Below are 19610 nucleotides of genomic sequence, written 5' to 3' on the forward strand. Positions count from 1 at the left end.
GCGTTCGATACCGGTAGGGGGTAGTCGAACAGAGAATGGAGCTGAATCAACGATGATCATCACGCTTGTTCGATCGACTTCGGTACCGGCGGACTGCCAGTGTGGCCCGTCCTGTCAGTGCGGCTGCCAGTCCGGCGGCTCGTGCAGCTGCGGTGGCAATAGCTGCTGAGCCCGCGGTCAGCGCCGTGCGCTGGCCAATGCGATGAGTAGTGGCACCACCCGGCCCGCGGGCACCTCGAACCGCCCGCGGCCGGCGGTGTGCAGCCAGCCGACCGCCGCCAGCTGGCGTAGATGGTGATAGACCTGCCCGGACGTGCCGACCCCCTCCAGCCCGACCAGTTCGGCCGCGGTTCGCCGGCCGCCCATGATCTCCCGCAGCAGTCGTAGCCGCACCGGATTGCCGAGTGCGGCAAGGCATTCCGCCGTCTCGGCCCAGTCGTCCTCGATGAGGTCGCCGGTGGTGAAGGTGGCCTGCCAGCCGTAGTGCTCGCCGGCCGGTAGCCGGACCGAACCGGCGAACAGGACGCCGCCGTTCGGCTCGTCGTCCGCGACGAACTCCTCGTGCAGGCGGACCGCCGCCCACCTGTCGTCGGTGTTCGCCGCCACGTTGTCGTTCGCGCGCTCATCGGCCCATTCGTCGAGCCGCCGTTCGAGTTCCGCCACCCGCTCTTCCAGACTCACGCCACCGAAGCTACGGAATTACGTAATTCCAGACAAGAGGTCGATTCGGGGACAGTTCGGGCCCCGCGGCGCACGCCACGGGGCCCGAAGCGTCGATCAGTTGTAGACGGCGCCGAACGAGGGCACCGAGATGGTGCCGAGCTGGTACTGATAGCCGTCCGGGTTCGCATCGCTCACCGGAACCGACCAGCGGTGCCACAGGCTGCCGTACACCGCGGCCACGATCATGCCGCCGCCGGTGTCGAGCGGCCGGGTGCGGATCGTGGTGTCCACCGGGACATCCTGGTGCTCATAAAGCACCTCGGTCCCGCTCCGTCCGCTCGACAGGTTGATCCACAGCACTTCCAGTTTCGCGCCACCCTGATTCGGCGCGATCGTGCCCGGGCCGCCGAAGAATCCGAAGCGGAACCCGTCCAGGCCCAGTGCGATACCTGAGCCGTACACGCCCGGCCCGTCCCCGCGCCCGATATCCGACTGTGCCGGAATCTGGAATGGCTGCGCGGGCAACGCGATCTGCCCCGCCTTGTTCACCTGCCCGGAGGCCAGCAGCCGATCCACCGCCTGCTCGGCCGCCGGGTTTCCTGCGGCCGCCGCCCGCAATTGCTGCGCGGCACCTGCCCAATCCACGGTCGCCGGTTCCGCGCCGGCACTACCCGCAAAAACACTCGCTACCACCGTGGTCGCGGCGAAAACGGTAGCAAGACGACGCGTCACGCTCAGTCGTTCCATATCCAGTTGCTCCTCGAGGGTCTCTGGTACAGCTCGAAAGAAATTACGCAGGGCGGTTACGTTGCCAGCCATTTCCCGCCCGGTCCACTATCCGCCTGAACGTGTCTTGTTCGGGCTAAGGGGATCTCGGAGAAGTGCGTGTCTTGGGTTGAAGGTCGGCAATGACGTAACGGCTGACTTTCGATCGGTGCGCGAGGGGTCGAAAAGTGAAACGAATGCGTTCGCACTGGTTTGCGAATCGGGCCGAAAGTTGTTGGTGGGCCCGGGTATTGTGGTGCCACTTCCTTCCGAGGGGCGATGGACATGGTCCAGACATCGCGCCCAGGAAGGAGGTGGTGGGGTATGGCGAAACATCGCCGGGCAAAGAGCAAGGCCCCGGTCGACTACGGCATCATGCTTGCGGCTGCTGTCGTAATCGCCGGGGCGCTCAACCTGGTCCGCCGAGTTTGGCTGGCTAGATAACCCACCAGGTAGGGCCGCTGTTCGCGCAGCGGTCCTACCGCTCGGCATCACTCTCGTGATGATCCGATCTTACCAAGCCTCCCCGCCTGTGTGCAGGTAGTTCAAGGCGTCCTGTGCTGGTGTCGCCCCCGGCGAGAACGAGCCGTAGCGCTTAGCTTTCTAGGATGCTAGCATTCTAGCGTGGGCGATGAGGAGATCAAGCAGTTCAACGTGTACCTGCCGATCGGGCTGATCAAGCAGGTCAAGCACCGCTCCATCGAGTCGGGGCTCTCGCTGTCGGCGCTGGTCGCCGCGGCGCTGCGCGCTTACCTCGACGACGCCGACGAGCAATGACGGACTCGACAGACAAGGAATCCTGATGACGACCAATGGCATTGAGGCCGTGTTCCTGGAGACGCACAACTGGGGCAAGGCGGCGAAGTTCTTCCAGGCCTTGGGCTATGAATTGGACTTCGCGACCGACCACGGCTCCGGTCAGCTCCGAAACGGTGACGGCCCTTATGTATTCATCGCCGAGGTCCCCAAGAACAAGACACCCGGGATGCAACTCGTGCTGAAAGCGACCGATACGGATGCGATCGCGGCCGACCCGATCGTCGAGGTGGTGACACCACTCGAGGAAACCCATTACGGGACAAAGGAAATGACCGTCCGTGATCCGGACGGGCGGCTCTGGAGTGTGCAGGCCGAGAAGTAATCGTAAGGAGAACAGCTCATGGCAGATGAGCAGGTGCCGGACAATACTGCGGTGCGAGTCGCCTTGTGGCGGGCGATGCATGTCCAGGTCGACCCGGCGCCACACGTACTAACGGACGAAATCGGCCTTCAACTAGTCGCTCCCGCCGATGGCTGGCGCGGCCGACCGGACATGGATTCTGTTGGCACCAGTAGGTTTCGGGCATCGATGGTGTCCCGAGCCAGATTCGTCGAGGACCTGGTTGCCGAGCAGACAGACCACGGCATCACCCAATACGTCATCCTGGGTGCGGGTTTGGACACCTTCGCCCAGCGCAGACCTGACATCGCTGCACGAATAACAATTTTCGAGATCGAACAACCCGCCACCCAAGCCTGGAAGCGGCAACGTCTGATCGACCTCGGCTACGGCATCCCCGACTGGTTGCGTTTGGTACCAGTCGATTTCGAGGCCAGCGAATCCTGGTGGGAGCAACTGATCTCGGCCGGTTTCGATCCGGCCCGCCCCGCGGTCGTGGCCTCCACCGGCGTAACCATGTACCTCACCAAAGAAACCAACGCGGCCAACCTGCGCCGACTCGCTCAGCTCGCCCCCGGTTCAACGCTGGCGATGACCTTCCTGCTCCCGCCAGACCACCTCGCCGGCGCGGACCGCGCCGGACTCCGAACGTCGGAAAAGGGCGCCCGTGCGGCCGGCACGCCCTTCGTCAGCTTCTACACCCCACAGGAAATGCTGGCCGTCGCCGAGGAAGCCGGTTTCCCTGACACACAACATGTTTCAGGAAACGCCCTAGCCGAGCGCTACTTCGCGAACCGAACCGACGGTCTCCACCCCTCGAGCGGCGAAGACTTCTTGGTCGCTACCACCTGATCGAAGCCGACCGTTACCACTCGCGAGTAGCGGTCAATTCTTCGCGATCCGCATCCGCGAACCCGTATGCGTCGGCCACGAAGCAGAACTCCTCACAGATCACTTCGCGCGCTACGGTTTCGATCTCGCTGCCCGCGGCGTCGAACTCCTCCTCCAGCGCGTTGAACTCCTCCGTCGCACGCTGGGTGTGTTCGTCCAGTGCGGTCAGATCGGCTGATTCGTGATCGACACCGACACTTTTCCTTTCACCGAACTGACTTTGCGTCACTGTAGCGGAGGCGACGCTGGGAAGGTGGTGTCAGTCGTTGCGCAGATTCCGTTGTGGCAGTGGAGCGTTGACCGGCTCGGCGAGCTGGCGGTTCATCGCGGCCGTCAGTTCGGTCAGGAACTTCTCGAATTGCTGTAGCTGCTCGGGGGAGTGCCGGGCCATGACGGCGGTGACCTGCTCGCCGAGCGGGCGGAAGAATTCGTCGGCGAGTTGCTGTACTTCGGCGCTGCTGCGCAGCGTCACGATGCGGCGGTCGCTGTTGTCGCGCGTGCGCAGGACGTAGCCGACCTGTTCCAGCCGGTTCAGCAGCGCCGTGGTCGCGGGCTGGGACAGCGCGATCCGCTCGCTGAGGCGGGCGGGAGACAGCGCCGCGCCGCGTTCCTCGGCGGCCAGGATTTCCAGCAGGGCCTCGGCGTCGGTGGAATGCAGCCCCAGCCACGCCGCGAATCGGCGGCTGAACTCCCGAAAGTTCGCGCCGTAGGCATGCAGTCCCTCGATCACCAGTTCCTGCTGCGCCCGGGCCACCGGGTGGTCCATCGTCTGCCCGCCTTCCTCATGCCGGAGCGAGTCCCCGCGACACCGTTTGACAACCTACTCGATCCTAGTTACTTTCACCATGGAATCATTCCATCATGGAAGTAGGAGTAATGGACGAGACGACACCCGCCCGTAGCTGGCTCGGCTTGATCGCCATTGCCCTGGGTGTGGCGCTGATCGTGGTCGACACCACGATCGTGAACGTGATCATCCCGTCGATCATCGAGGGCTTGCACACGGGTTCGACTGAGGCGCAATGGATTCAGGAGTCCTACGCGATCGTGTTCGCGGCGCTGCTGCTGGTGGTCGGGCGGATCGCCGACATCCTGGGCGCTCGGCGAGTATTCGTCGCCGGCGTCGTCGTCTTCGGCGCGACCAGCATCCTGGCGGGGCTCGCGCCCGGCGGTGGGCTGCTCGTCGTCGCCCGATTCCTGCAGGGCGCCGGGGCCGCCATGATCCTGCCGACCTCGCTCGCCCTGCTCAACGCCAACTTCACCGGCAAGGCGCGCGGTCAGGCCTTCGCGATCTGGGGCTCGACCATCGGCGCCGCCGCCGCGCTCGGCCCGCTGCTGGGCGGCTGGCTGGCCGAACAGGTCTCGTGGCGTTGGGCTTTCGGCATCAACGTGCCGTTGGCGGTGCTGATCGTGGTCGGTGTGCTGACCTGCGTCGCGCCGTCATCCCGCGTGCCCGGACGACTGGATGTCCTCGGATCCCTGCTGTCGGTGCTCGGCTTGGGCCTGCTGGCCTTCGGGTTGGTCGAGGGCCGCACCTACGGTTGGCTCACCACCACCTATCCGCTGAACATCGGCGGATTCACCTGGGGCAGTGGGGTTTCACCGATCGTGGTCGCGCTCGTGCTGAGCGCCGCCGCGCTGACCGGATTCCTCTGGCGGCAGGCGCAGCTGCGCCGGACCGGTAACTCGGACAAGGCACTGATGGATCTGGGCCTGTTCTCGCTGGCCTCGTTCCGCAACGGCAATATCGCCACCCTGATCATCGGGCTCGGCGAGTTCGGCATCGTCGCCGTGCTGCCGCTCTGGTTGCAGTTCACCCTCGGCTACAGCGCCGTGCAATCCGGTCTCGCCCTGGTGCCCATCGCCATCGGCAGCTTCATCGCCAGCGGCGCCAGCTTCGGCATGGCCAGCCAGGCGTCGCCGCTGAACCTGGTTCGGCTGGGGCTGGCCCTGGAAGTCGCCGGCCTGGCCGCGCTCGGCCTGTTCGCCTCGACCGACAGCTCCTGGTGGTCGCTCGCCCTGGTCCTGTGCCTGTACGGCGTCGGCGTAGGTTTCGCGACCGCGCAGGTCACCAACGTCGTGCTCGCCGATATCCCGGAAGCCGGCAACGGCCAGGCCTCGGGCATCCAGAGCGCGTTCCGCCAACTCGGGTCCGCGCTCGGCATCGCCATCCTGACCACGGTCTTCTTCACCACACTCGGTTCACGGGTCACCGACCACCTGACCGCAGACGGCGTGCCCTCGGCCCAAGCCGAGCAGTACGCCCACGCCATTACCGACAGCGCCGGCGCGGCCATCGAAGGCTTCGCCGCCCAGCCGCCGACACAGCCGATCGCCGACGCCGGACGCACCGCCATGACCGACGGCATCCAGCTCGGCGGCTACCTCGCGGCGGCATTCGTCCTGCTCGGCCTACTCGCCACGGCTCTGATCCCGAAATCGACTGCGCACGAAGACGAACCAAGCCACACGGCCCCACCGGCACACGTCTGACCACAACCGCAAACAAAAATCCGGTGCGAGTCAAACCAGACTCACACCGGATTCTGTTGTCGACCTTGCTACTTCAGCTCGGCACTGGTCTTGCCGAGGATCCGGCGAGCCACGATGAGCTGCTGGATCTGCTGGGTGCCTTCGAAGATGTCGAGGATCTTGGAGTCGCGGCCCCACTTCTCCAGCAGGGTGCGCTGCGAGTAGCCGATGGCGCCGGCCAGTTCGACGGCCTTGAGCGAGACGTCGGTGCCGGTGCGACCGGCCTTCGCCTTGGACATGGAGGCCTCGAGCGAGTTCGGCTTCTTGTTGTCGGCCATCCACGCGGCGCGCAGCGACAGCAGGTAGGCGGCCTCGTAATCGGCTTCCATGCGCAGGAATTCGGCGGCCGCGGCGTGCTGGTTGTTCGGCGGGGTGTCGTAGGAGATCTCGACACCGGCGTCGGTCAGGATGGCGCGCAGTTCCTCGAGCGCGGCGCGGGCCACGCCGACCGCCATCGCGGCCACCAGCGGACGGGTGTTGTCGAAGGTCTGCATGACCCCGGCAAAACCCTTCTCCACGTTGACTTCCGGGCTGCCGAGGATGTTGTCCTTCGGAATCCGGCAGTCCTGCAACAGCAGCACGGCGGTGTCGGAGGCCTTGATGCCGAGCTTGTGCTCGAGCCGGGCCACCGAGAGGCCCGGAGCGTCGCGCGGCACGACGAACGACTTGATCGCCGCGCGGCCGAGGCTCTTGTCCACCGACGCCCACACCACGATGTGGGTGGAGCGCTGACCGGCGGTGACGAAGATCTTCTCGCCGTTGAGCACCCACTCGTCGCCGTCCAGCACGGCGGTGGTGGTGACGGCGGCGGAGTCGGAGCCGAAGGACGGCTCGGTGATCGCCATCGAGGCCCACACCTTGCCGAACCGCTTCAGCTGCTCGTCGGTGGCGACGGCCGCGATGGCCGCGTTGCCCAGCCCCTGGTAGGGGATGGACAGCATCAGGCCGACGTCGCCCCAGGACGTCTCCAGGGCGTTCAGCAGCGCGGACATGTTGCCGCCGTTGCTGTTTCCGAGCAGCTCGGTGGCGTGCGCGTCCGACTCGCTGTCGTCCTCGCGGCCGCCGGCCGCGCCGCCGATCTTCTGGGTGCCGGAGTCGGCGAGGCCTTCCACCATGGCGGCCATGGTGTCCAGCTCGACCGGGTACTCGTGCTCGGCGAGGTCGTACTTGCGCGAGATCGGCCGGAAGATCTCGGTCGCGACCTGGTGGGCCTGGTTGGCGCTGGCCCGCAGCTTCTTGGGGAGTTCGAGATTGATCATGGGAAGTCTCCTGGAAGGTAAGGAACAGGCCGGTTAGATGAGCACGACACCTTCGGCGACGCCGATGCTCCGCAGGTCGCGGTACCAGCGCTCGACCGGGTGTTCCTTGGTGAAGCCGTGGCCGCCGAGCAGCTGCACGCCGTCCAGGCCGATCTGCATTCCCTTGTCCGTGGCCAGCTTCCGGGCCAGCGAGGCCTCCCGGGCGAAGGACAGGCCCTGCTCCGCGCGCGAGGCGCCGCGCAGGGTGACCAGCCGCAGGCCGTCGAGCTCGATCGCGATGTTGGCGACCATGAAGGCGACCGCCTGCCGGTGCGAGATCGGCTCGCCGAACGCTTCGCGCTCGTTCACGTACGGAATCACGTAGTCCAGCACGGCCTGACCGGTGCCGACGGCGAGCGAGGCCCAGCCGAGGCGGGCCAGCCGGACGGCGTCGGCGTAGTCCTCGGCGCGCTGCTTGGCGTCACCGTCGCCGAGGATCGCCTCGGTGCCGACCGCGACGTTGTCGAGCAGCAGCCGGCCCAGACCGGCGGCGCGCAGACCCATGCTCGGGTCGGCCTCCACCACCAGGCCGGGGGTGTCCGACGGAACGATGAAAAGCGAAGGGCGGCCGTCGAGTTCGGCGGCGATGAGGAACAGCTCGGCATCCGCGGCGGCGGGCACCAGGCTCTTCACGCCGGAGATCCGGTAGCCGCTCGGCGAGCGAACGGCCTTGGTCTGCAACGCGAACGGATCGAACAGCGCGCGCGGCTCGCTGATCACCACGGAGGCCTGCGGGACGTTCTCGCCGGTGAAGGCGGGCAGGTAGGTCTTCTGCTGGGCGTCGGTGCCCCACTGCGACAGCGCGACCGCGACCCCGCTCGGCGCGAGGATCGGCAGCGCCAAGCCCATGTCGCCGTGCGCGAGCGCCTCGGCCACAAGGGAATTGGTGACCGCACCGCGCTCGGACGCCGCGCCCTCGAGCTCCTCGGGGACGTTGATCAGGGTGATACCGAGCTGGGCGGCGCGCTCGAGCAGGTCGCGCGGGGCCTTCGCGGCGGCATCGGCGTCGTAGGCGGCCGGGCGCAGGATCTCCTCGGAGAACTCGCGCACCGTTTCGACGATCATCTGCTGCTCGTCGCTCGGGGTGAGGTCGAAGAAGTCCTTCGTCTTCGCCTCGTTCGGCGCGAGCCGCTTCGGCTGACCGTTACCGGTGACCTTGGCGAAGGCCCGGGTGGCGGCGCCGAGCGTGCGGAAACCGGTCTTGGTGCCTTCGTAGGTGACTCGCTCGATCGGCTTGCGCAGGTTGTACTTCTCGGCGAGCTCCGACCCGGTAATGGTCGTCATCACCCGCATGGCCGCGCCCATCCAGTCCCGCTTGGGGTGGCTGAGGCCGACTGCGGACGTGTCTGGACTTCGCTTCGTTGCGCTGTCTCGAGTGCTCATCATCACCTGTTTTCTCGGGTGGGTGGGGTGAGGTCTTGGCCCCGGCTATCTTACTCCTGAGTAAGACTATCTTACTCCAGAGTAAGAACCGCGTCGAGGTGCAGCATACGCCGGGTATCTGTGCCAGGCTGAGCGGGTGCCCATTGTCGCGGTGCTCTTTGCCGTTGTCCTGTTCGCCTGCGCGCCCCGCTATGGGTATCACCGCGACGAGTTGTACTTTCTGGCGGCCGGTCGCCACCTCTCGTGGGGGTACCCGGATCAGCCCCCACTAACGCCGCTGATTGCCAAGGCGATGGCTGCGATCTATCCCGATTCGTTATTCCTGCTGCGGCTGCCTGCGGTGCTCGCGGCCACGTCGGTGGTGGTGGGTGCCGGGCTGATGGCGCGGGAGTTCGGTGGCGGGCGGGGCGCGCAGGCGCTGGCGGCCGGCGCGGTGGCGAGTGCGGCGTTTGTCATGGGGGTCGGGCACCTATTGAGCACGGCGGTGTTCGATCTGGCCGCGTGGTCGGTGGTGTCGCTGGTGGTGCTGAAGCTGATCCGGGAGTTCGGGCGGCTCGATCCGCCGGGGGAAGCCGAGAGCCATACCGAGGCGGACGAGTTCAAGGCCGATCACCGAAAGGCATTGTGGCTCAGCGGTCCACGGTGGTGGCTGGTGATCGGCCTGGTGGTCGGTATCGGCTTGCAGAACAAGCTGCTGCTGATCTTCCCGGTCCTCGCGCTGCTGGCGTCGCTGCTGGCGTTCGGTCCACGAAAGCTGTTCGCCACGAAGTTCTTTCCACTGGCGATCGGCATCGCGGTGCTGATCTGGCTGCCCTATCTGGTGTGGCAGTCGAGCAACGGGTGGCCGCAGTGGGAGATGAGCCGCGCGATCGCGGGCGGTTCCTCCGGCACCTCGGATACGCCGATCATGTTCGTACTCTTGCAGTTCGGGCTGATCGGACCAATGTTGGTGCCGCTGTGGGCGTTCGGCCTGTGGCGGCTCGCCCGGGACAGGCGTTATCGCGCTTTCGCGGCGGCGTACGGCCTGCTCTTCGTGCTGTTCCTGGCGACCGGCGGGAAGGCGTACTACCTGGGCGCGATGTATCCGATCCTGCTCGCGGCCGGCGCGGTCCCGTTCGCGGCATGGCTGGGACAGCGACGAATACGTTGGGCGGCAGTGAGTTTCGTGGTCGCCGCGAACGTGGTCTCCTCGGCGATACTGTTCCTTCCGGTACTGCCCATTTCGATGCTGAAGGACTCGCCGGTCCTCGGGATCAACTACGACGCGGGCGAAACGATCGGCTGGCCGGAGTTCACCCGCCGAGTCGGCCAGGTACGGGCCGGACTCGGGCCCGACGTCGCCGTCCTGACCGCCAACTATGGCGAGGCCGGCGCCATCGAACGCTTCGGCGCACCCTACAACCTGCCGAAACCCCACTCCGGCCACAACTCCTGCTGGTGGTGGGGCCCGCCGAGCGACACCGCCACCGAGGTGCTGACGGTCGGCCTGGATCGCGACCACCTGACGCGTTTCTGCACCGACATCCAGCCCGCCGGCCACATCGACAACACCCGCGACATCGACAACGACGAACAGGGCGAACCCCTCTTCATCTGCCGGAACCTCCGCGCCCCCTGGTCCGAACTATGGCCACAGACCAAGAACCTGGGCTGATCCACTAGTCCCCGACGCCCCACCACCGACCGCACATCGAACGGGACCTGACTGAGGATTCACTCGGCGAACGCCACCGCCATGTCCCGTTCGACGCCGCACCGAATCAGAGCCGGTGGCGATCCAGGAATTCTTCGACGGTCTTGCGCCACTGATCGGGCTGTTCGAGCATGAGCACATGGCCCGCCGAGATCTCGGCGTACTCCGCACCGGGGATGGACTCGGCGAGGAACCGCGAGTTCGCCGGGTCGATCAGCAGATCGTCGGTCGCGTTGACGACCAGCGTCGGCACGGTGATGCGGTCCAAATCGCCGGTGATGTCCACGGTTTCGACCAGGACGGCCTGCTGCCGCGTGCCGCCGGGAATGGACGTCGCACCGGCGCGGACGAGTTCGTCGATCAGTTCGGCGGGCAGACTGTTCAGGTAGCCGGTACTGAACGCCAACGAAAGCCCAAGGCGTGCAAAGCCTGCGGTGTCATCACGATCGATCAGGGCCTGCCAGTTCTGTACCGTGAGCCGAGCCTTATTGTCCGCCTTGGCGAATCCGGCGGCCAGCAGCAGCCCACGGACGCGCTCCGGATGCCGGATCGCGGCGCGCACCGCGACCGCCGAGCCGAGTGAATAGCCGAGAACGGTGAAGGTCTCGACCCCGGCCTCGATCGCCGCCGCGACCAGCGCGTCGGCCAGACCGTCGAGGGTGAGCGCGAGGTCGTTGTCGGGATAGTCGGAGGCGACCACGGTGTGCGTCGCGGCGAGGGCGGGGATCAGGGCGCCGAAGTTGGTCTCGATGGTGCCGCTCGCGCCGTGGGCGAGGACGAGACCCGGTCCGGTGCCGTGCACCGTGGTCCGCAGGGGAATTGCTGTCATGTCCGCCAAGTTAGGAATTCACATGAGTGTGAAGGCAAGGCGAGGGTGAGGCAGGTCATATGTTGATCGGAGAACTGGCGCGCCGCACGTCGGTGAGCACTCGGCTGCTCCGTTACTACGAGGAGCAGGGCCTGCTGCAACCGGAGCGCGATTCGCTCGGTTATCGCTTCTACGCCGAGGACGCACCGGAACGGGTGGGCCGCATCCGGGACATGCTGGCCGCGGGCCTGTCGACCGAAGACATCCGCAGCTTGCTGCCTTGCGCTATCGGCCACGTCGACCAATGGATTCAGGCTTGCGACAAGTCCGTGGACGTCGTCGAGAGCCGGCAGAGCGAACTGGATGACAAGATCGCCGCACTCGTGCGCCAGCGCGAACTGCTCGCCGTGCAGCGCGCCTCGATCAGAGACGTGGAGCCGGCCACGCGGTGACCGGCCTGACCGGACAATCTTCGACGCACAACGCTCGAATCCCGGTCCACCGCGCGGGAATTGTCCGCACCGGCCGACAATCAGAACGAGCCGGCCCAGAACTCCGGACCGGCTCGCACTAGTGCCGCAACACTATTCGCGCACGTAATACCGCAACGTGCCGTACGCGGTCAGCGCGGCGAACACGATACCGACGGGCGCGATCACCAACGCGACCATCGCGATATCGTCCCCGGTGATCCGCGGAAAAACCTTGCTGGCGAACAGATCCCCGAGCGCCCGATCGATCACCAATGGCCGCGCGAGCAACAGCCCGACCACCGCGACCAGCGACCCGGCCAACGCGGCGACCACCGCCTCCAGCAGGAACGGCAGCTGCGTATACCACCGCGTCGCACCCACCAGCCGCATGATGCCGACCTCGGTCCGCCGGGTGAACGCGGCGATCTGCACCATGTTCGCGATCAGCAGCAATGCCGCCAGCGCCTGCAACACGGCCAGGCCGAACGCCGCGTTGCGCAACCCGTCGAACAGGCTGACCAACCGGTCCACGATGTCCTTGTCGTTGCGCACCATGCCGACGCCGGGCCGCTGATAGAACTTCTCGTAGATCTGCGGATACAGCTCCGCGTTCTTCATCTTCACCCGCAGCGACGCGGGCAGCGGCGTCTCGCTGACGTACTTGGCCAGCTCCGGCTGGTCCTTGAACGTCTTCTCCTTCGCCTCGCGAACGGCGTCGTTGCGGCTGAGGTACTGGACCGATTCGACGTCCTTGGTCGCCTTGAGATCCGTCATCAACGCCTTGCACGGATCGACGGAACAGTCCGGATCGTTGGCCGAGACGTCCTCGGTGAGGTAGAGCCGCACCTCGAGCCGATCCAGGAAGTACTGCTCGGTCTTGTCCGCGATCCGCACCGCGAGCAGGCCGCCGCCGAGCATGGTGAGCGAGACCGCGACGGTCAGGATCATCGCGATGGTCATCGTGACATTGCGCCGCAGGCCGGCGAAGACCTCGCTGAACAGAAAACTCGCGCGCATCAGCGATCCACCCCGTAGACACCGGTCGCCTCGTCGCGCACCAGGCGGCCGCGATCGAGTTCGATCACTCGCCTGCGCATCGCGTCGACGATGTGGTTGTCATGGGTGGCCATCAGCACCGTGGTGCCGATCCGGTTGATCCGCTCCAGCAGCATCATGATGTCGCCGCTGGTATCCGGGTCGAGGTTGCCGGTCGGTTCGTCGGCCAGCAGCACCAGCGGCCGGTTCACGAAGGCGCGGGCGATCGCCACGCGCTGCTGTTCACCACCGGAGAGCTCGGACGGTAGTCGGTCGGACTTGCCGCCGAGGCCCACCATGTCGAGCACCTCGGGCACGGTGCGGTCGATGAACTGGCGTCGCTTGCCGATCACCTCCAGCGCGAACGCGACGTTGTCGTGCACCGACTTCTGCTGCAGCAACCGGAAATCCTGGAACACGCACCCCATCCGCTGACGCAGCTTCGGCACCTTCCGGCCGGGCAGCTTGTCCACCCGGAAGTCCGCGACCTGGATCTGCCCCGCGGTGGGGCTCTCCTCTTTCAGCAGCAGTCGCATGAAGGTGGACTTACCCGAGCCGGACGGTCCGATGATGAAGACGAACTCGCCCTTGTCGACATCGACGGTGATGTTGTCCAGCGCGGGTCGCGTCGAGGTCTTATACGACTTGGTGACGTTCCGCATGGTGATCACGGGGAGCCAGTGTAACCAGCAACCCTGTGTCCGCCGTGTTGCCGATCATCGACGCCCGGCGAGTCCACCGAGCTCAGCGTGGCGCGACTGCCGGATTCACCGCTGCGGGAACGGTGTTCAGGCTCGGCTCGGAGCCCGGCGCATACGGTTGATCCGGCTTGACGAACAGGTAGAGCACGAACGTCGCGAGCCAGGTGGCCATCAGGATCGCGGTGGATCGGCGTGGTCGTGATTCCTTCAGGAGCGCGGTGGGTCGCACCGATTCCTTCAGGAGCGAGATGGTTCTACGTGGTCTCACTGATTCCCTCCCGGCGCAACGCTGCGGCTACTCGCACCCGCAGTTCACGGCCGACTTCGAATTGCTTGCCCGGCAAGGTGCGGGCAACCATCCGGATGTTCATCTGGTCAACGGTCAGATCCTCGACGCCCATCACGGTGGGCTCGTCGAGTAGCAGTGGTTTGAGTCGAGGATCTTCGTACGCCCTTGTACCGACCTCGTGCAGGATCTCGTTGACCCTGGTGATGTCCGCGCTGGCGGACACCGGAACGTCGATCGCCGCGCGTGCCCAATCCTTCGACAGATTCGTCACTTTCACGATCTGGCCGTTGGGCACGGTGATCACTTCACCGTCGGAATTGCGCAGTGTGGTGATCCGCAACGTGACGTCCTCGACCGTACCCTCCGCCATCTCGGAGGCTCCAGTCACGGCGATGCGAACTACGTCACCGAAGCCGTACTGCCGTTCGGTGATGAGGAAGAACCCGGCGAGAATGTCCTGCACGATGCGCTGCGCGCCGAAACCGAGCGCGGCGCCGAGCACCGCGGCCGGCGCGACCAGGCCGGTCACCGCGAAGCCGAGGCGGCGCAGCACCTCCACGCCTATCAGCACGTAGACGATGGTCAGCACCACCCAGGTGACCACCTGCGCCAGCGCGTGCCGGTGCTTGGCCGCCTCGGTGCGCACCAGCGCGTCGCCGCCGCGGAATTCGGCGTCGATCTTGCGGGTGATCCGATCCCGGAGGAACGTGGCGAACCGGCTGAACAGCATCGCGCCGAGGATCAGCAACACGATCTCGAGCCCGTTGGAACGTAGCCAGTTCGTGGTTTCCGTGGTCGTTGCGAGTGACATGGTCAACACCTCGACTGAACTCCCAACTGGACGCACGCCAGACAGATTACCGCCGTACGTCCTACCATTCCGCGCGAGCGGGCCGCGCTAACCGCAACGTTTAGTTCGGCTGCTCCCGCATGCGCCAGCGGATGCCGGACTCGATGAAACCGTCGATATCGCCGTCGAGCACCGCCGACGGGTTGTTCACCTCGTAGTTCGTCCGCAGGTCCTTGACCATCTGGTACGGGTGCAGCACATAGGAGCGCATCTGGTTGCCCCAGGACGCGCCCTCGTTGGTCTTGAGCGCGTCCATCTCGGCGCGCTCCTCCTGCCGCTTGCGTTCCAGCAGCTTGGCCTGCAGCACGCGCATGGCCGAAATCTTGTTCTGCAGTTGCGATTTCTCGTTCTGGCAGGTGACGACGATGCCGGTCGGGATGTGGGTCAGGCGCACCGCCGAGTCGGTGGTGTTGACGCTCTGGCCGCCGGGACCGGACGAGCGGTACACGTCGACGCGGATGTCGCCCTCGGGAATCTCGATGTGGTCGGTGGTCTCGACCACCGGCAGCACCTCGACCTCGGCGAAGGAGGTCTGGCGGCGGCCCTGGTTGTCGAACGGGCTGATCCGCACCAGCCGGTGCGTGCCCATCTCCACCGACAGCGTGCCGTAGGCGTAGGGCGACTTCACCGCGAAGGTGGCGCTCTTGATGCCGGCCTCTTCGGCGTAGGACGTGTCGTAGACCTCGACGGAGTACTTGTGCCGGTCGGCCCAGCGGATGTACATGCGCATCAGCATCTCGGCCCAGTCGGCGGCGTCCACGCCACCGGCGCCGGAGCGGATGTTGACCAGCGCGTCGCGCTTGTCGTATTCGCCGGACAGCAGGGTGCGGACCTCGAGCGCCTCCACGTCGCCGTGCAATGCGGCACGTTCGGCGTCGGCGTCGGCCAGCGCGGCCTCCTGTGATTCGCCCTCTTCGCCCTCGGCCAGCTCGTAGAGCACCGGCAGGTCGTCGAGGCGCTGCCGCAATTCCTCGACGCGGCGCAGTTCGCCCTGCGCGTGCGAGAGCTCGCTGGTCACCTGCTGAGCGTGGTCCTGGTCGTTCCACAGATCGGGATCTGCGGCTTGGTGCTCGAGCTCGTCGATGCGTCGGCGCAGCTCCTCGATGTCGAGGACCGATTCGACCGTCTTGAGGGTGGCGTCGAGTTCGGCGAGATCAGCGGAAACGTCAGGATGCACGATGGTCAAGCCTACTGGTATGGCGAAGGTGGGGCCGCAGCAGTGCGGCCCGAACGGGTCGCGTTCGGCGTTTGGCGATCGGTGGTGTTCGCGCGGACGCGGTTGCCGGGCGGCGCCATGGAGCTCGGCGCCGACTTCCGCTGGGGTGTCGCCCCGTCCGAAGGGCAGGCGGCGGGTCGGCGGGATGACCTCCGGGTGCGGCAGGCTCGAGTAGGTAGGCGCGCGAACCTAGACCGCGCGGAGTGCACCCGGACGGAGTCCGGCGAGTTTGTCCAGGGCGGTTGCGGTGGCATCGTCGGCGGGGAGGTGGACGATCAGTTGCTGGTCGTCGTCGGCGGAGAGATCGAGGATCTCATAGGCCAGGCGCAACGGGCCCGCGTCGGGGTGAGTGAGGCGGGTGATGCCGGTGGCCGCGGGGAGACTGGGCACGGTGTCGACGCGGTCGGTGAATTCCGGGCCGACGGTGACGGTGAGTTCGTCGGCGAGCATCGCGATGTGCGGGTCTTTGCGGGACGGGCCGTGTTTGAGGGTGGCGACCGTGTGATCGGCGAGGTGATCCCAGTCCGGGTAGGCGGCGCGGGCGCGCGGATCGGTGAAGGCGAAGCGGGCCAGGTTCGGGGGAGTGGACTCGAACAGGCCGAACGGCGCCATCAGGTGGTGGTACGCGTCGGTGTGGGCGAGGACCTCGGTGAGCCGGTTCACCACCACCGCGGGCGCGGGTTCGAGGCGGTCGAGGATGGCGCGGACCGCGGGGCGCACGTCGCGGGGTGGCTGGGCGCCGCCCATGCAGTTGAAGCCGGCGTCGGCGGATTTCGTCAGGCGGTGCAGGTGGACTCGTTCGCTCGCGGCGAGGCGCAACGCGTCGGCGAGCGCGGACAGCACCGGTGGCGAAGGGTGGCGATCACGGCCTTGCTCGAGCCGGGTTATGTACTCGACGCTTACCCCGGCCAAGGTGGCCAGCTCCGAGCGGCGCAGGCCGGGGGTGCGGCGGCGCGGGCCGGTGGGCAGGCCGACCTGGGCCGGACTGACCGCCTCGCGCCGGGTGCGGAGGAATAGGCCCAGCTCGTTGTCGCTCACCTTTCGAACGTAACAAGAGTCGGCGGCCGGAGGGTGTCCCTGCCACTACCACTCTCACGGCGGTCTTCCTGGTCTTCGCGCCGGCCAGCAGATTGGGAACCGCGGCCGAGCCCGGTCGCGAAACCTGTGGGAGGAACTCGATGTCGGCATTGAAACTCGCGGTGATCATCGGCAGCGTCCGGGAGGGACGCTTCGGACCGGTGGTGGCCGAATGGTTCACCGAGCACGCCAGGGGACACGGGGCGTTCGAGGTGGACGTCATCGATCTGGCGGAGGCGCACCTGCCGCTGGCGTTGCCCGCCGTTTCACCGGCGCTGGAGCCGAATCCGGAGCGGCCGGACGGGATGCTCGAGCTCACCGAGCGGCTCGCGGCGGCGGACGCGTTCGTGATCGTCACGCCCGATTACAACCGCAGCATTCCGGCCGCGTTGAAGGCCGCGATCGATTGGCACTTCACCCAGTGGGACGCCAAGGCGATCGGTTTCGTCGGTTACAGCGGCGCGAGCGGTGGGCTGCTGGCCATCGAACATCTGCGGCAGATCTTCAACGAACTGAATGCGCATACGGTGCGCAACTACGTCTCGTTTCCGCGCTACTACCTGCTCTTCGACGCGGAAGGGCGGCTGCGGGAACCGGACGAGCCCGCCGCGGCGGCGCTGGCGATGCTCGATCAATTGCAATGGTGGGCCGATGCTTTGGCCGCGGCACGCACGGTTTCCGCTGTGGCGTGAGGTGATTCCGCGACGGCCTTCCGCCCTGCTCAACGGCTCGCGGGCGAAAGGGGCGGTGGGTCGCGCGGAGTCGTGCCGCGCGGATCGGGTGGCGGGGTGACCCGATAGGGTGCGGGCGTGGCTGTGGACTCTTCTGACCTCGAACTCGCGCTGCGATTGGCCGATGCGGCCGACGGCATTACCCGGGCCCGATTCGGGGCGCTCGATCTGACCGTGGATGCGAAGCCGGACCTGACGCCGGTCTCGGATGCCGATCTCGCGGTGGAGAAGGCGATCCGGCAGGTGCTGGCCGAGCAGCGGCCGGACGATTCGGTGCTCGGTGAGGAATTCGGCGGAGATGCCGAGTTCACCGGGCGGCAGTGGGTGATCGATCCGATCGACGGGACGAAGAACTTCGTCCGCGGCGTGCCGATCTGGGCCACGTTGATCGCGCTGCTGGAAGACGGCGTGCCGGTGGCCGGCGTGGTGAGCGCGCCCGCGCTGTCCCGGCGCTGGTGGGCGTCGGCGGGGTCGGGTGCGTGGACGAGCTTCGATGCCGAAGCGCCGAAACCGATTTCGGTGTCCGCGGTCGGTGAGCTCAGTTCCGCGAGCCTGGGGTTCTCCAGTCTGTCCGGGTGGCGCGATCGTGGCCTGCGGGAGAAATTCGTCGCGCTGACCGACGACGTGTGGCGGGTGCGCGGGTATGGCGACTTCTTCACCTACTGCCTGCTCGCGGAGGGTGCGCTCGACATCGCCACCGAACCCGAAGTGTCCCTGTGGGACCTGGCCGCGCTCGACATTCTGGTGCGTGAGGCGGGCGGGCGGTTCACCTCGCTGGCCGGGCAGCCGGGGCCGCACGGTGGTGACGCGGTCGCGACGAACGGCCTGCTGCACGACGAGACGCTGAGTCGTTTGCGGTCCTGAGCAGCTTGCTCAGATGTGGAGTTCCGGTGGGAAGCCGGTCCAGCGTAGATCCGGTGGTAGGTGACCGGTGTCGTTGAAGAACAGCACCGAGTCGGGTCGGCCTGGCGCGTAACGAATCACGGTGAGCGCGGCGTTGGCCGGACTGAATCCCATCCAGCGCCACTTCGGTGCGTCCAGCGCGGCCCGTACCAGCCAGCCGATGAGGAAGGCGTGCGTGACGACCAGTTCGTGCCTGGGGCGATCACCCTCGACCGGACCGGTGAACTGTTCGACGGCCGCCTGTGCCAGCCGCGGTCCGTGGTCGCGCTGCTCGGCGGGGAACTGCGCGAGGAAGCCCAGCAGGGCATCCGCGGATTCCGCGGGCAGTTCGTCCTTCCGGGGCAGGTAGGGCAGGTAGTCGCCGGCGGACTCCGCGGCGCGCACAGGCACGCCGTCCAAGCGCTCCACGATCAGTTGCGCCGTCTCCGCCACCCTGGGCAGCGGACCGTGATGGACCTGGGTGAGCGGACTGTGCCGCAGCCGCTCGCCGAGCAGCCAGGCCTGGCTGCGACCTCGTTCGCTCAGCGTGCTCTCGTCCGATGTCGCCTCGCCGTGCCGGGCGAGATAGAGATACCTGGTGGCCATGGCGGTCATCAGGCCAGCATCTTCTCCATCAGTACGACGTTCGTCGTGCCGTGGGAATGGAACCGGGGTGGCAGCGGCGCCTCGCGTAACTCGATGAAACCCTGTGCGGTGTAGTACTTCCGGAGCACCGCATTGTTGGCGGCGAAGTCGAGACGTTGCCGGGTGATGCCGTTGGCCAGGGTCTGTTCGGCACAGAACCGGATGATCCGGTCACCGAGTCCGTGTCCGCGCCATTCGGGGGCGACCATCAGCCCGTGGATGTAGCCCGCCTCGGCATCGTCGGCTCCCCAGAACTCCGGGTCGCGCCAGAGCAGTCGCACCACGGCGATCAGCGTGTCGTTCTCGTCGCGCCAGACGAACCACTCGCCGCGCGCCACTTCCTCGGCGACCGCCGCGGCCGGGTACTCGCCGGGCACCCACTGCACGATGCCGCGGTCGACCATCCACTGCGCGAGCCGATCGCGCAGCTTCGCGATGTCCTCGGCGTCGTCGAGTGTGGCCGCGATCATGGGAGCTGATTCCGGCATGCTTGGTTCCTTTCCACGAGACTCTTCGTTT

23 protein-coding genes are annotated in these 19610 nt (G+C 66.7%); 8 read left to right on the forward strand and 15 right to left on the reverse strand.

Annotation, left to right across the window (positions count from 1 at the left end):
• Positions 1-177: 177 nt before the first annotated feature.
• On the reverse strand, positions 178-681 hold the full coding sequence (locus F3087_RS15515; protein ID WP_150402590.1) for an ArsR/SmtB family transcription factor: 504 nt from the start codon (positions 679-681) through the stop codon (positions 178-180).
• 96 nt (positions 682-777) lie between these two features.
• On the reverse strand, positions 778-1410 hold the full coding sequence (locus tag F3087_RS15520; RefSeq protein ID WP_150402591.1) for a hypothetical protein: 633 nt from the start codon (positions 1408-1410) through the stop codon (positions 778-780).
• A gap of 642 nt (positions 1411-2052) precedes the next feature.
• Between F3087_RS15520 and F3087_RS15525 the strand changes: the two genes are divergently transcribed.
• The 3 genes from F3087_RS15525 to F3087_RS15535 are packed head-to-tail and all read left to right on the forward strand — an operon-like array spanning position 2053 to position 3439.
• On the forward strand, positions 2053-2205 hold the full coding sequence (locus F3087_RS15525) for a ribbon-helix-helix domain-containing protein (protein WP_150402592.1): 153 nt from the start codon (positions 2053-2055) through the stop codon (positions 2203-2205).
• A gap of 25 nt (positions 2206-2230) precedes the next feature.
• Entirely contained in the window at positions 2231-2569 is a 339-nt protein-coding gene (locus F3087_RS15530; RefSeq protein ID WP_150402593.1) for a VOC family protein, read from the forward strand.
• Between the two features lie 18 nt (positions 2570-2587).
• Positions 2588-3439, forward strand: coding sequence for a class I SAM-dependent methyltransferase (locus tag F3087_RS15535; protein WP_150402594.1), 852 nt, complete (start codon positions 2588-2590; stop codon positions 3437-3439).
• A 13-nt stretch (positions 3440-3452) separates the two neighbouring features.
• Here F3087_RS15535 and F3087_RS15540 read toward each other — a convergent pair whose 3' ends face one another.
• Together F3087_RS15540 and F3087_RS15545 are read right to left on the reverse strand one after the other, a co-directional pair.
• The gene (locus F3087_RS15540; RefSeq protein WP_223885084.1) at positions 3453-3707 is read right to left on the reverse strand and encodes a DUF5713 family protein; all 255 of its coding nucleotides are present in this window, start codon (positions 3705-3707) and stop codon (positions 3453-3455) included.
• A 30-nt stretch (positions 3708-3737) separates the two neighbouring features.
• On the reverse strand, positions 3738-4244 hold the full coding sequence (locus tag F3087_RS15545; protein ID WP_150402595.1) for a MarR family winged helix-turn-helix transcriptional regulator: 507 nt from the start codon (positions 4242-4244) through the stop codon (positions 3738-3740).
• 95 nt (positions 4245-4339) lie between these two features.
• On the opposite strand from F3087_RS15545, the gene F3087_RS15550 reads away from it, so the two are divergent.
• The gene (locus F3087_RS15550) at positions 4340-5971 is read left to right on the forward strand and encodes an MFS transporter (protein ID WP_223885085.1); all 1632 of its coding nucleotides are present in this window, start codon (positions 4340-4342) and stop codon (positions 5969-5971) included.
• Positions 5972-6039: 68 nt separating this feature from the next.
• On the opposite strand, the gene F3087_RS15555 is transcribed toward F3087_RS15550, so the two are convergent.
• Complete coding sequence (locus tag F3087_RS15555) at positions 6040-7269, reverse strand: acyl-CoA dehydrogenase family protein (protein ID WP_150402596.1); 1230 nt, start codon at positions 7267-7269, stop codon at positions 6040-6042.
• A gap of 33 nt (positions 7270-7302) precedes the next feature.
• A complete protein-coding gene (locus tag F3087_RS15560) occupies positions 7303-8697 on the reverse strand; it encodes an acyl-CoA dehydrogenase family protein (protein ID WP_396897553.1) in 1395 nt (464 codons plus the stop codon).
• Positions 8698-8827: 130 nt separating this feature from the next.
• Here F3087_RS15560 and F3087_RS15565 point away from each other — a divergent pair, with 130 nt between their 5' ends.
• A complete protein-coding gene (locus tag F3087_RS15565) occupies positions 8828-10345 on the forward strand; it encodes an ArnT family glycosyltransferase (RefSeq protein WP_150402598.1) in 1518 nt (505 codons plus the stop codon).
• Positions 10346-10451: 106 nt separating this feature from the next.
• Here the strand turns inward: F3087_RS15565 and F3087_RS15570 are convergent, their stop codons facing one another.
• The gene (locus F3087_RS15570; RefSeq protein WP_150402599.1) at positions 10452-11213 is read right to left on the reverse strand and encodes an alpha/beta fold hydrolase; all 762 of its coding nucleotides are present in this window, start codon (positions 11211-11213) and stop codon (positions 10452-10454) included.
• Between the two features lie 59 nt (positions 11214-11272).
• On the opposite strand from F3087_RS15570, the gene F3087_RS15575 reads away from it, so the two are divergent.
• Positions 11273-11644: a MerR family transcriptional regulator gene (locus F3087_RS15575; RefSeq protein WP_150402600.1), complete on the forward strand. Its 372-nt coding sequence runs from the start codon at positions 11273-11275 to the stop codon at positions 11642-11644.
• 132 nt (positions 11645-11776) lie between these two features.
• Here F3087_RS15575 and ftsX read toward each other — a convergent pair whose 3' ends face one another.
• The 6 genes from ftsX to F3087_RS15605 form a co-directional block, all read right to left on the reverse strand.
• Positions 11777-12682 carry a permease-like cell division protein FtsX gene (gene ftsX, locus F3087_RS15580; protein WP_150402601.1) on the reverse strand — a complete coding sequence of 302 codons (906 nt, stop codon included), beginning with the start codon at positions 12680-12682 and terminating at the stop codon, positions 11777-11779.
• Positions 12682-13371, reverse strand: coding sequence for a cell division ATP-binding protein FtsE (gene ftsE / locus F3087_RS15585; RefSeq protein WP_150402602.1), 690 nt, complete (start codon positions 13369-13371; stop codon positions 12682-12684). The genes ftsX and ftsE overlap by 1 nt, the downstream gene beginning before the upstream one ends.
• 73 nt (positions 13372-13444) lie before the next feature.
• A complete protein-coding gene (locus F3087_RS15590; RefSeq protein WP_150402603.1) occupies positions 13445-13669 on the reverse strand; it encodes a hypothetical protein in 225 nt (74 codons plus the stop codon).
• Positions 13656-14501, reverse strand: coding sequence for a mechanosensitive ion channel family protein (locus F3087_RS15595; RefSeq protein WP_150402604.1), 846 nt, complete (start codon positions 14499-14501; stop codon positions 13656-13658). The genes F3087_RS15590 and F3087_RS15595 overlap by 14 nt, the downstream gene beginning before the upstream one ends.
• 100 nt (positions 14502-14601) lie before the next feature.
• Positions 14602-15717 carry a peptide chain release factor 2 gene (gene prfB, locus F3087_RS15600; protein ID WP_150402605.1) on the reverse strand — a complete coding sequence of 372 codons (1116 nt, stop codon included), beginning with the start codon at positions 15715-15717 and terminating at the stop codon, positions 14602-14604.
• Between the two features lie 228 nt (positions 15718-15945).
• Positions 15946-16794 carry a helix-turn-helix transcriptional regulator gene (locus F3087_RS15605; RefSeq protein ID WP_150402606.1) on the reverse strand — a complete coding sequence of 283 codons (849 nt, stop codon included), beginning with the start codon at positions 16792-16794 and terminating at the stop codon, positions 15946-15948.
• A 140-nt stretch (positions 16795-16934) separates the two neighbouring features.
• On the opposite strand from F3087_RS15605, the gene F3087_RS15610 reads away from it, so the two are divergent.
• Together F3087_RS15610 and hisN are read left to right on the forward strand one after the other, a co-directional pair.
• Positions 16935-17525 (forward strand): NADPH-dependent FMN reductase, encoded by a 591-nt coding sequence (locus F3087_RS15610; protein ID WP_150402607.1) that lies wholly within the window; start codon positions 16935-16937, stop codon positions 17523-17525.
• A gap of 117 nt (positions 17526-17642) precedes the next feature.
• Positions 17643-18428, forward strand: a complete 786-nt coding sequence (gene hisN / locus F3087_RS15615; RefSeq protein WP_150402608.1) for a histidinol-phosphatase — start codon at positions 17643-17645, stop codon at positions 18426-18428.
• Between the two features lie 9 nt (positions 18429-18437).
• Here the strand turns inward: hisN and F3087_RS15620 are convergent, their stop codons facing one another.
• Positions 18438-19061: a histidine phosphatase family protein gene (locus tag F3087_RS15620; RefSeq protein ID WP_150402609.1), complete on the reverse strand. Its 624-nt coding sequence runs from the start codon at positions 19059-19061 to the stop codon at positions 18438-18440.
• Positions 19061-19579 carry a GNAT family N-acetyltransferase gene (locus tag F3087_RS15625; protein WP_223885086.1) on the reverse strand — a complete coding sequence of 173 codons (519 nt, stop codon included), beginning with the start codon at positions 19577-19579 and terminating at the stop codon, positions 19061-19063. Before F3087_RS15625 ends, F3087_RS15620 begins: the two co-directional genes overlap by 1 nt.
• Positions 19580-19610: the final 31 nt, after the last annotated feature.

It is taken from the genome of Nocardia colli (assembly GCF_008704205.1).
Lineage (GTDB): Bacteria > Actinomycetota > Actinomycetes > Mycobacteriales > Mycobacteriaceae > Nocardia > Nocardia colli.